The sequence below is a fragment of the Roseovarius lutimaris genome, from assembly GCF_900115165.1.
Classification (GTDB): domain Bacteria; phylum Pseudomonadota; class Alphaproteobacteria; order Rhodobacterales; family Rhodobacteraceae; genus Roseovarius; species Roseovarius lutimaris.
The window spans coordinates 194290-206316 of record NZ_FOVP01000002.1 but is presented as its reverse complement, the minus strand read 5'-3'; the positions used below and the strand labels follow the sequence as shown (position 1 = coordinate 206316).

The window sequence follows — 12027 nt, the reverse complement described above, 5'->3', positions numbered from 1 at the left end:
ATATCCGTTCGTTCTTTTGAATAAGGATAATTTCTAGGTTGGCCGCGACTCTCTGACAGAGTCACCTGGAACGCGGCGATCGATCCTGGCGCATTGGTGGCGGTCCTTTTCGGCCTCAATGACCCGTCCCGCGCGCCTTTTGCGGTGATCTGGTAAGCTCTGTCAGCTGTTCGAAAAGCCTTAAAAACGGGCGCGCTTGGGCTCTTGTCCATTGCACTGCCTGCGTATTTTCGTGCGCCCGGCTCTGTTGCCTTGACGTTTGCTCGGGATCAAATGTATTTTCACAGATAGTTTACGCGCGACATATACAGAAATTTCCGAGGTAAAAATGGCTCAGGGCAAAATTCGAAACATGGAAGAATTCGCAGCCATCAGTGGCATTTCGCGCCCTACGCTTTCAAAATTTTTCAATGATCCAGACAGCGTGCGCCACACGACGCGAGAAAGGATCGAAAAGGCGCTGGAACAGCACGACTATCGTCCCAATGTGTTTGCCGTGAATCAGAACCGGCGCAAAACCAAGAACATCGGCATTGTCGTTCCCAATCTGGCCGATCCGTTCTTTTCCGAGATTGGCCGCCTGGTTGAGCTCGCCTGTATCGAAACGGGGTATAGCCCCATATTGCTGAGTTCTCACGGCAACCCATCCATGGAGCGGGACAATCTGGATTCGCTGAGATCCTTAAAGCCGGCGGGGGTTTTGCTAGCGCCGTTTGGGCGCGCATCGGACAGGGCAGACATTCAAAAATTTGATCGGGATGTTCCGGTGGTGCTGTTCGATGCCAACATCGAGGGCGTCGGCAAGGCATTTGTGGGGACAGACAATTTCCAAAGCATTGATTTAATGGTGGAATACCTTTGCCGCAGCGGAGAGCCCCCCTGCTTCTTTGAGATGAAATCACCGACCAACCCGAACGCCAACAAGCGTCGGCACGCCTACCTGGAGAGCATGCAACGCCACGGGCAAGACGCCAATATTTTCCAGGCCGAGGGGGAGGCGTGGAATTTCGAGGAAATTGGCCGCGCCGAAGGCGGGCGGATGTTGTCCGAGAATGTGTTCCAGACCAACACCGTGTTGTGCAGCAATGACCGGCTGGCCATCGGGATGCTGTCGGCGGCCTATGGGTTGGGGATACGTGTCGGTCATGGCAAAGGGTGTAGCCTTCGTATTGCCGGACATGACGATCATCCGTTTGCCAGGTTTACCTGCCCGCCGCTGACGACAATCGCGCAAGATTATGCCGCGATCGCGAATCGGGCGGTCAGCACCTTGTTCAGAATTCTGGAATCGGATGATCGCCCATCAGAACGGGAGGAAACGCTGTTTGATGGCAGATTGGTCATGCGCGACTCGGCTTAACCCCTTGGGATATTGTTGTTAATATAAATACTTTACGCGCGTCAATAAAATATTGACTTCGCGTCATCTAAACTTCTACACTTCTCGGGTATCATCCAGTGACAGGGAGGAACCAGGATGTCTCTGAGGAACTCAATTTGTGCCGCAACGGCGTTGGCAATGGCCACCGCCACCAGCGCTTTTGCTGAAACAACCATCACCATTGCGACCGTGAACAACGGTGACATGATCCGCATGCAGGGACTTGCCGATGAGTTCACAGCCAGCCATCCCGATATCAAGCTTGAATGGGTGACACTGGAGGAAAACGTTCTCCGCCAACGTGTCACGCAGGACATCGCCGCCAAAGGCGGGCAGTTCGACGTGATGACCATCGGCACCTACGAAGTTCCAATCTGGGGGGCGCAGGATTGGCTGGTGTCACTCAACGATCTTCCCGCCGCATGGGATGCGGATGACATTCTGCCTGCGATCCGTGACGGTCTGACCGTAGAGGGCGAGCTCTATGCCGCCCCGTTTTACGGCGAAAGCTCGATGGTGATGTACCGCAAGGACCTGATGGAAAAGGCCGGGCTTGAAATGCCCGAAGCCCCGACCTGGGATCAGATCAAGGACGCCGCCGCCGCGATGACCGACAAGGACAACGAAGTCTATGGCATCTGCCTGCGCGGCAAGGCCGGCTGGGGCGAGAACATGGCGTTGCTGACGGCCATGGGCAATTCGTTCGGCGCCCGGACTTTCGATGAAAGCTGGACAGCGCAATACGACAGCGAAGAATGGGCCACGACCGTCAACTTTTACGTCGACCTGCTGAACGGCTACGGCCCTCCGGGGGCGTCAACCAACGGGTTTAACGAAAACCTGTCGCTGTTCCAGCAGGGCAAATGCGGCATGTGGATCGACGCCACCGTCGCGGCATCCTTTGTCACCAACCCCAAGGACTCGACTGTCGCAGACCAGGTTGGTTTTGCACTGGCGCCTGATAATGGTCTGGGCAAGCGCGGTAACTGGCTCTGGGCCTGGTCGCTGGCAATCCCGGCCGGCTCTGATGCGACCGAGGAAGCCAAGGAATTCATCACATGGGCCACCAGCAAGGAATACACTGCACTGGTCGCGTCAAAAGAAGGCTGGGCCAACGTTCCGCCCGGAACCCGCTCTTCGCTCTATCAGAACACAGAATATGCCAAGGTTCCGTTTGCCGCGATGACGCTCAACTCGATCAATGCGGCAGACCCGACCGACCCGGCCGTTGAACCGGTGCCCTATACCGGCGTCCAGTTTGTCGCCATTCCCGAATGGGCCGGAATCGGGACACAGGTCGGCCAGGAAATCTCGGCAGCGCTTGCCGGTCAGCAATCGGTTGAAGAGGCTCTGGAAAAAGCACAGGCCCTGACGACCGACGAAATGGAAGCTGCGGGCTACTAACCGGCAGCTTTCTGGCCTCGGGGGGCGCGGCCCTCTCACGTGCTCCTCGGGTCTATATTTTTCGCTACTCCCAAAATGCGAATGAGCCAGCCTATGAATGGCGGTTAACAGAGGAGGTGCCCCCAATGGCAACCCAACACTCCCGATCAGCAGCGCGTCTGATGATGGCACCAGCAGTTATTCTGCTTCTGGGCTGGATGCTGGTTCCACTGATCATGACACTCATGTTTTCATTCAAGAAATACTTGCCCCTGCGCGGCGGTGATCTTGGCTGGGTTGGCTTTGACAACTACATCCGTTTTGTCACCTCAAGCGCCTTTTGGCCGTCTGTTCTGGCAACGCTGGCCATTGTCGGGGGTGTTTTGTTCATCACCGTCGTCTTCGGCGTTTTGCTGGCTGTCCTTCTTAATCAGCCGATGTGGGGCCAGGGCATCGTGCGTATCCTGGTGATCGCACCGTTTTTCGTCATGCCAACGGTGTCTGCCCTGGTCTGGAAGAACATGTTCATGGATCCGGTCAACGGGCTTTTCGCGCACCTGTGGAAGTTCTTCGGAGCAACGCCAATCGAATGGCTTAGCCAGGCATCGCTGCAATCAATCATCATGATCGTCTCGTGGCAGTGGCTGCCCTTCGCGACGCTGATCCTGTTGACAGCAATCCAGTCGCTTGACCGCGAACAGCTGGAGGCCGCCGAAATGGATGGCGCCCCGCCGCTCAAACGCTTTGGCTACATCACCCTGCCCCACCTTGGTCGCGCCATAACCGTCGTGGTCCTGATCCAGACGATCTTTCTTTTAGGGATCTTCGCCGAAATTTTCGTGACCACCCAAGGCAGTTTTGGCACCCGGACACTGACATATCTCATCTACCAGCGTGTACTGGAAAGCCAGAACGTCGGCCTCGGGTCCGCCGGTGGTGTCTATGCAATCATTCTCGCCAATATCGTCGCCATCTTCCTGATGCGCGCGGTCGGCAAGAACCTGGACGCGTGAGGAGAACACCATGGCACGTGCAGTTACGCAAAACCGCAAGATCATCAACACCGCTGCGGCATGGACCGTCGGTCTGCTGATCTTCTTTCCAATTCTCTGGACCATCCTGACCAGCTTCAAGACCGAAGCGACAGCGATCGCCGATCCGCCGGTTTTCCTCGCTTTTGACTGGACGCTGGAAAACTACTCGGTTGTTCTGGAACGCTCCAACTATATGCGATTTCTCTGGAACTCGGTGATCATCGCCGGCGGTTCTACCATTCTCGGCATCATCATCGCCGTGCCCGCCGCCTGGTCGATGGCCTTTGTGCCCGGCAAACGGACCAAGGATATCCTTCTGTGGATGCTCTCGACCAAAATGCTTCCGGCGGTCGGGGTTCTTTACCCAATTTACCTGATCTTCATCAAGATGGGGCTGCTCGACAGCAGAACCGGTCTGGTCATCGTGCTGATGCTCATGAACCTGCCGATCATCGTCTGGATGCTCTACACCTATTTCCGCGAAATTCCGGGCGAGATCCTTGAAGCGGCGCGGATGGACGGGGCAGGCCTGAAGGAAGAAATCCTTTACGTGCTCACGCCAATGGCCATCCCCGGCATCGCCTCGACACTCCTGTTGAACTTCATTCTGGCCTGGAATGAGGCATTCTGGACGCTGAACCTGACCGCGGCCAAGGCGGCTCCGCTCACCGCCTTTATCGCCAGCTATTCCAGCCCCGAAGGGCTTTTCTACGCCAAACTTAGCGCAGCCTCGACGATGGCGATCGCGCCGATCCTCATTCTTGGCTGGTTCAGCCAGAAACAACTCGTCAGCGGCCTGACCTTTGGCGCCGTCAAATAAGGAAGGAACAGACCTATGGGACAGATCAAACTCAATCAGGTAACCAAGGCATATGGCGATGTTGAGGTCATCCCGCCCTTGGATCTCACCATCGAAGACGGCGAATTCACGGTCTTTGTCGGTCCTTCGGGCTGTGGCAAGTCCACCCTGCTGCGAATGATCGCAGGGTTGGAGGATCTTACCTCGGGCAAGGTCGCGATCGACGGGGCGGATGCCACCAATACCCCACCAGCCAAACGCGGCCTGGCGATGGTGTTTCAATCCTATGCGCTTTATCCGCATATGTCGGTGCGCAAGAACATCGCCTTTCCCATGAAGATGGCAGGGATTGATCCCGAGGAACAGAACCGCCGGATCGAGGCCGCCGCCAAGGCATTGAACCTCACCGATTACATAGACCGCCGCCCCGGCCAACTGTCCGGTGGTCAGCGCCAGCGGGTCGCCATCGGTCGTGCGATCGTGCGATCGTGCGAGAGCCTTCTGCGTTCCTGTTCGATGAACCGCTATCCAATCTCGACGCCGCATTGCGTGTCGGGATGCGGCTGGAAATCTGCGAAATGCACGAGCGGCTCAAGACTACGATGATCTACGTCACCCACGATCAGGTCGAAGCCATGACCATGGCGGATAAGATCGTCGTGCTTCAGGCCGGCGTGATTGAACAGGTCGGCAGCCCGCTTGAGCTTTATCATTCCCCGCGCAACGTTTTCGTGGCTGGTTTCATCGGGTCGCCAAAGATGAACCTGATCGAAGGTGAAGAGGCCGCAAAGCTTGACGCGCATACGATTGGCATTCGGCCCGAACATATTGACGTAACCGCCACAGACGGCATCTGGCAAGGCAAAGTCGCGGTGGCGGAACATCTTGGTTCTGACACGTTCTTTCACATCCACGAAACCGGGCTGGCCGAAACGATCACGGTGCGTGCGCCGGGCGAAGTGAGCTTTCGCCACGGTGACACGATCCACCTGACACCGCGTCACGATCAGATTCATCGCTTCGACACTCGGGGTCTCAGGATCGAATGATTTGTTTGTCCGAAGACCTGACCGGCATGGCGATGTTTCCAGCAAGCGACGAGGCTGATTGCATCGTTGCGCAAACCTACAACGTGGACAGTGGCCAATGGATAACCTGATCTCGCTTTCCAACGCAACGCTCGATCAGCTGACCGTCAAGCACCCCGGGTATGACCGCAGCGCGCTCACGCCCGGAATCGTTCATATCGGTGTCGGCAATTTTCATCGCGCGCATCAGGCCTGGTATCTGCACCGCCTGATGCAGGACGCAAAAGCACAGGACTGGGCCATCATCGGCGCCGGGGTCCGGCCCTATGATGCGGTAATGCGGGAAAAACTTTTGGCGCAGGATTGTCTGACAACCCTGATAGAGCTTGATCCGGCCAGAACCTCGGCCGAAGTGATAGGGTCGATGATCGACTACCTTCCCATTGAGGAAGGCCATGCCCCCCTGATCCGGGCCATGGCTGATCCGGCGATCCGTATCGTTGCCATGACCGTCACTGAAAGCGGCTATTATATCGACCCGGTCAGCAAAGGGTTCGACGCCAACCATCCCGATATTCAGCATGATGCGACCCATCCAGACACCCCCTGCACGGCCTTTGGCGCCATGGTGGCCGCCCTGCGCCAACGCCGTGAGGCCGGGCATGGTCCGTTCACCGGCCTTAGTTGTGACAACCTGCAAGGCAATGGCGCCATTCTTCGCCAAACCGTGATATCCCTCGCGCGGCTGTCCGACCCGGAACTTGCCGACTGGATCGAGGAGAAGGCAACATTTCCGAACTCGATGGTCGATTGTATCGCCCCCGCAACCGGACCAGGTGAACTGGCCCTGAGCCGTGACTTCGGCATCCGTGACGCCGCCCCGGTTACCCACGAAGCCTTCCGTCAATGGGTGATCGAAGATTCATTCTGCGCCGGGCGCCCGGATTGGGATCAGGTTGGCGCGACCTTCTCGGACGATGTGCATGCCTATGAAACCATGAAAATCCGCATCCTTAACGGCGGGCACCAGGTATTGGCGAATGTCGGGGAAATCCTCGCGATCGGGACCATCGCCGAATGTATGGCGCATCCCCTCATTGCTGCACTGTTTCGAAAGGTGCAGACAGAAGAAATTGCGCAAACCGTCGCCCCGGTTCCCGGCATGACACCCATGAGCTATGTCGATCTCATTGAAGAGCGGTTTTCGAACCCGCGCATCGTGGACACCACCCGCCGGGTGGCTTTTGATGGCTCTGCCCGCCACACCGGTTTCGTGTTGCCGGTCCTACGCGATCAGCTGGCTGCGCAAAGGTCGGTCGAGGGCCTTGCCCTGGTCGAGGCGCTCTGGGCGCGCATGTGCGCAGGACCGCGTGAAGACGGCACCCGGATCGAGCCCAATGATCCGTTCTGGCCGGAGCTGTGCGAGGTTGCCCAGATGACCAGAACCCGCCCTATTGCATGGCTGGAGCAAAACCGGTTGTACGGCGAGCTGCATCGCGCCCAACCCTTCGCAGACGCTTTTGATGCATGGTTGCGTCTGATCTGGAAGGATGGGTGCCTCGCAGCATTGGAGGCCTACACACGAAAAGCGTAAGGCCGCTGAAGGGCTTCTTTCGGCAATGGCGGCGGCGATGCCCGGGTTTCATGCCGATCACGGCCATTTCGATACGATTCCGGCGCGAGATGGACATGCCGCGCTCACAATGCAGGGGTCCGCAGCCTTCACACAGAAACGCGCGACAGCAGGTCCGACCTCGAGGTCTGTTGCCTGTCCCCTGACAGGGTTACCTCACCCCGGCGCAGAACGATAAATTGATCCGCCAGATCATAGGCGAAGTCAAAATACTGTTCGACCAGAATGATCGCCATATCGCCTTGATCGCGAAGATGGCGGATCACATTACCGATCTGTTGAATGATGTTGGGCTGGATGCCCTCGGTAGGTTCGTCCAGCAAAAGCAGTTTGGGGCGCGTAATCAGCGCCCGCGCAATCGCCAGCTGTTGTTGTTGCCCGCCCGACAAATCGCCACCGCGACGACCTTGCATTTCCTTTAACACCGGAAAAAGCTCAAACATCTCTTCGGGTATGTGATGATCTGTGGCCGGGAGACAGCCAAACCCGGTTTGCAGATTCTCCCGCACCGTCAGCAAGGGAAAGATGTCACGCCCCTGTGGCACATACCCGATACCCTTTTGCGCCAGAATATGCGCAGGCAGCACGCCAAGCGTCTCACCATCCAGTGTCATTTTTCCGCCAGATCGCGGATGTGTGCCTGAGATGGCCTTGATCAGGCTGGTCTTGCCCACTCCATTGGTGCCCATGATGCAGGTGACCTGTCCCTGGTCCGCCTGCATCGAAATGCCGTTCAGAATTTGCGAATGGCCATAATGAAGCGTCAGGTTTTCAATGCTCAACATCTGTTATCGTCCCAAATAAACGTCGATGACGTCTTGATTGGCGGTTACATGATCCAGACGACCTTCGGCCAGTACCGCGCCTTCGTGCAGGACCGTCACCTTGCAATTCAGACGGCGGACGAACTCCATGTCATGTTCCACCACAACCACGGCGCGGGTCTTGGCCGCTTCGACCAGAATGTTGGTGGTATGTTCACGCTCGGCCGGGGTCATTCCCGCTGCGGGTTCATCCACCAGCAACAGGCGCGGCTCTTGGGCCAGTAGCATGCCGATCTCAAGCCATTGCTTCTGGCCATGGCTCAGCTCGCCCGATTTACGCCAAAGGGCATCCTCAAGACCGATTTCAGCGGCCAGCACCTCGACCCGCGCTAGATCTTTGGCCGTGGGTTTGTAAAACAGCACGGCAAACGGCCCGCGCTTGTTGCGAAGCGCCATCACCAGGTTTTCATGGACTGTCTGGTCCTCAAAAACCGTAGGTTTCTGAAATTTTCGCCCCACACCTTCGCGTGCGATGCGCGCCTCGGACATGCCACGCAACGAAAGGCTTTTCTCGCCCCAGAGGATGCGCCCTTCGTCGGGTTTGGTCTTGCCGGTGACAATATCCATAAACGTGGTCTTGCCGGCCCCATTTGGCCCGATGATAGCGCGCATTTCCGCAGTGCCGATCCGAAACGACAGGTTATTGATTGCGCGGAATCCGTCGAAAGTGACCGAGACGCCCGAGACTTCCAGTAATGTGCTCATTCACTGGCCTCCCGCTCGCGCAAGGCACCCGCATCAGGGCCCAGATCGGCACCATGCCGGTTGGGCCACTTGCGGTCGCTGACAAGGTCGAACAACCCGGCGATCCCCTTGGGCGCAAAAAGCGTGACAAGCACGAAAGACAGGCCCAGAACGATCAGCCACCAATCCACCCATTTTATGGTGTAGAATCCAAGCGGAATATCCGGCGCCTGACCGCCCGTGAACCACGATGAAACAAGGCTGACAAACCCGGCGCCAACCACGGCGCCATAAAGTCGGCCACGCCCGCCAATCGCAACCCAGACCGCCAGATAGATGGATGCAATGGGGGCGATCTCGGCGGGGTTTATGATGCCCGCCTGCGGATAGTAAAGCGCCCCGGCAATACCCGCGATACAGGCCGTAAGCGTAAACAGCGCCAGTTTATAGCCTTCAACCGAATAGCCAAGAAACCGCACTCGCGCCTCGTCATCGCGAATGCCGCGAATAACCGAGCCAAACTTGCCCGACACGATCCAGGCCGCCAAAAGATATCCCAACCCGAGCGCAAGCGCCGAGGCCCAGAGGAACCAGATTGAAACCACTTCCTGCGGAACGGCCTCTAATCCGGGCAGGTTTTGCAGGCCCGACAGGCCGTTGTTGCCGCGCAATCCGCTGTCGTTCTGGAACAGGTAGAACGATAGCGCCAGCGTCATCGCCTGTGTCAGGATCGACAGATAGACCCCTGCCACCCGGCTGCGAAACGCAAGCCAGCCAAAGACGAACGCCAGGGCGCCGGGTACAACAACCACCAAAACCAGTTGCAATGTCAGACTATCCGCAAAGGCCCAGATCAGCGGAAACTCGGAACTGCCGACAACACCGAATATCTGGTGACCGATGGCATCGGTGATCTCGTCCGTCGTGGGCGGAATCGGGGCATCGGCCATTGAGCTGATGACGATATCGCGCGTCCGCTCATACATAAGCCACATGCCGATCATATACCCGCCAAGCCCGAAAAAGGCGAAATGCCCAAGCGACAGAATTCCGGCATAGCCCCAGACAAGATCCATCGCGACCGCGACAAGCCCAAGACAAAGGGTCTTGCCGAGGGTCTTCACGAAACTGGTCGAGATCAGACCAAGCCCGAATGCCTCTGACAGGAGAGTGACGACAATCGTGAACGCCGCCAGAGCCGTCAGAAAAATCAGGGTAGACGGGTTGCGCATGAGAAAGCTGTTTTTCATGGGCTCAATCCCCTGCCGCCCGACCTTTGAGGGCGATGATGCCCCTTGGCCGGAACTGAATGAAAATGATGATGAAGATGATCATAAAGGTCTGTGCGGCAAGCGTATTGGACGGGTTGAACCATTCGATGCCTTTTTGCAGGAACCCGATCATCGCGGCGCCGGCCAATGTGCCCCAGATATTGCCAACCCCGCCGACAACCACGGTCATGAAGCTTTGCACGATGTAATCGCTGCCCAATTCCGAGGTGACCTTGGCAAACAGGCCAATGGCGACACCCGCAACACCGGCGATACCTGAGCCCAATCCAAAGGTCAGCATATTCACCCGGTTCGGGTTGATCCCCATGCTGGCCGCCATGCGCGGGTTTTGCGTGACCGCGCGGGTTTCCAGCCCCAATCGGGTGCGCCGCATGATGAACAGGAACACGCCTAGAAAAATCAATGCGAGGATGAAGATCGCGATGCGAATATAACTGATCGAGACAACATCGTTGAGAACCCATGCACCATCAAGCCAGGCGGGCGATGTCAAAGGCCGTGCCTGGGTGCCAAAGATGTTCTTGGCCAATTGTTGCAGCGCGATAGAAATGCCGAAGGTGGCAAGCAGGGTTTCCAGCGGACGGTTATAAAGCCAGCGGATGACCAGCCGTTCCATCGCCACCCCTGCGGCAAAGGTCACCGCAAATGCCAGGGGGATCGCAACCAGAATGCTGACGGTGTGGTTGGGAATGATCTGTTGGACCACATAACCTGTATAGGCGCCCATCATGATGAATTCGCCGTGGGCCATGTTGATGACGCCCATCACACCAAAGGTGATGGCAAGGCCGATGGCAGCCAGAAAATAGATCGACGCCAGCGATAGACCGTCAAGGATCAGATCCAGGGTCTGATTCACGCCGACGTTCACCAAAATAGCCTCCAACGCCTCGGAGGCCGCCGATGTAACGACCGGGGATGGCTCGCTATAAACCTCGACAATCTGATGCGCGGCAAGCTGTGCCTCAATCTCGGCGCCGGTCGGAGTCGCGCGTGCCAGCCCCTGCGAGACCAGTGCCGCATAAGCGCGGTCCCGCGCCTCGGGTTGGTTCAGGTCCTCGACCGCAATGCCACCAACCTTTCCGTCAGATATATGATCGCTCAACGTCGCGAGGATCTCGGCCTGATCAATCCGGGCCGGGGCAAGGTTGGACGCAATCAACAGCCTATAGGCTTCTTGACTTGCGATATCCTTTCCGGGCACCAGAACGCGGGCAATGTTCAGCCCATCGGGCGCAACCCCGGCAAAAACCTGCGTTCTGGTTTGCAAAAGCGGGTTCAGAGTGGCGCGGACATCAACCCCCAAATCCCCGGACATTTCGGCTATCGCGGCCACGCGTGCGGCTTCATCGGTATCATAGGCAATCGTCAACAACCGCTCGGCGCGCCGTTTCTTTGCCTTTAAATCCGCGTCCGGTTCCATGTCGATTGAGGCGCGCAGCGGCAAAAGCGAGTCAGAACTCGGATTGCGCTCTATCGACGTCAACGCGGCCAGTCGCCTTGCCGGGTCGTTGTCTTTGAGTTGAAACTGTACCAGCGCCGTACCGATCAGGGCGCGAACACCGCTATTTGGCTTGAGCTGCCTGAGGTCGCTCTTTGCCGCCTCGCCAATGATCTTCCCGGTATCAGGATCAAACAATTGGTAAGATCCGCTATCGGTTTCTTCAGCGCGAAAGAACAACCCGTCAGACCTGCGCTGCCAGATGTCTTTGCTCTGCCAGGCCTGCAATATATCCTGCGCCTGCGTCAGCCCGCTATTCGAAATCGCGGCAATCGCCGGGGAGATCGTCGTGCGCGAACTTTTCGTGATCAGCGCACTGTGTGCCTGCAGGATATCCTGCATCGGCGCGCCCTGTGAGAGGGCCACCGTACAGGTCATCAACACAGCCAGACCAGCCAAAAATAATCGTTTCATGAAATATGCGCCCCATTAGATCCGAAAGGGGCAATCCACCCCTTTCGGTCATCG

General features: G+C 57.4%; 9 protein-coding genes and 2 pseudogenes. 7 read left to right on the top strand and 4 right to left on the bottom strand.

All coding sequences use genetic code 11. The features are described from left to right. Positions 1-328 precede the first annotated feature (328 nt). The 7 genes and pseudogenes from BMZ91_RS02625 (at position 329) to BMZ91_RS02600 (ending at position 7219) form a co-directional block, all read left to right on the top strand. Positions 329-1360: a LacI family DNA-binding transcriptional regulator gene (locus BMZ91_RS02625; protein ID WP_092833995.1), complete on the top strand. Its 1032-nt coding sequence runs from the start codon at positions 329-331 to the stop codon at positions 1358-1360. A 159-nt stretch (positions 1361-1519) separates the two neighbouring features. Next, positions 1520-2785 (top strand): ABC transporter substrate-binding protein, encoded by a 1266-nt coding sequence (locus tag BMZ91_RS02620; protein ID WP_425441531.1) that lies wholly within the window; start codon positions 1520-1522, stop codon positions 2783-2785. A gap of 125 nt (positions 2786-2910) precedes the next feature. Further along, positions 2911-3777, top strand: coding sequence for a carbohydrate ABC transporter permease (locus BMZ91_RS02615; RefSeq protein WP_092833991.1), 867 nt, complete (start codon positions 2911-2913; stop codon positions 3775-3777). Positions 3778-3787: 10 nt separating this feature from the next. Then, a complete protein-coding gene (locus BMZ91_RS02610) occupies positions 3788-4618 on the top strand; it encodes a carbohydrate ABC transporter permease (protein WP_092833989.1) in 831 nt (276 codons plus the stop codon). 15 nt (positions 4619-4633) lie between these two features. Next, a pseudogene (locus BMZ91_RS02605) lies at positions 4634-5646 on the top strand (ABC transporter ATP-binding protein). An 8-nt stretch (positions 5647-5654) separates the two neighbouring features. Further along, positions 5655-5756, top strand: a pseudogene (locus BMZ91_RS21725) (L-iditol 2-dehydrogenase); the annotation flags it as partial. Continuing rightward, entirely contained in the window at positions 5744-7219 is a 1476-nt protein-coding gene (locus BMZ91_RS02600) for a mannitol dehydrogenase family protein (protein WP_092833987.1), read from the top strand. The pseudogene BMZ91_RS21725 and the gene BMZ91_RS02600, both read left to right, overlap by 13 nt. 128 nt (positions 7220-7347) lie before the next feature. Here the strand turns inward: BMZ91_RS02600 and urtE are convergent, their stop codons facing one another. The 4 genes from urtE to urtB are packed head-to-tail and all read right to left on the bottom strand — an operon-like array spanning position 7348 to position 11973. After that, a complete protein-coding gene (gene urtE / locus BMZ91_RS02595) occupies positions 7348-8043 on the bottom strand; it encodes an urea ABC transporter ATP-binding subunit UrtE (protein WP_092833985.1) in 696 nt (231 codons plus the stop codon). 3 nt (positions 8044-8046) lie between these two features. Then, positions 8047-8787, bottom strand: a complete 741-nt coding sequence (gene urtD / locus BMZ91_RS02590; RefSeq protein WP_092833983.1) for an urea ABC transporter ATP-binding protein UrtD — start codon at positions 8785-8787, stop codon at positions 8047-8049. Beyond that, positions 8784-10016 carry an urea ABC transporter permease subunit UrtC gene (urtC, locus tag BMZ91_RS02585; protein ID WP_092833981.1) on the bottom strand — a complete coding sequence of 411 codons (1233 nt, stop codon included), beginning with the start codon at positions 10014-10016 and terminating at the stop codon, positions 8784-8786. The genes urtD and urtC overlap by 4 nt, the downstream gene beginning before the upstream one ends. 4 nt (positions 10017-10020) lie before the next feature. Next, entirely contained in the window at positions 10021-11973 is a 1953-nt protein-coding gene (urtB, locus tag BMZ91_RS02580; protein ID WP_092833979.1) for an urea ABC transporter permease subunit UrtB, read from the bottom strand. Between the last annotated feature and the right edge of the window lie 54 nt (positions 11974-12027).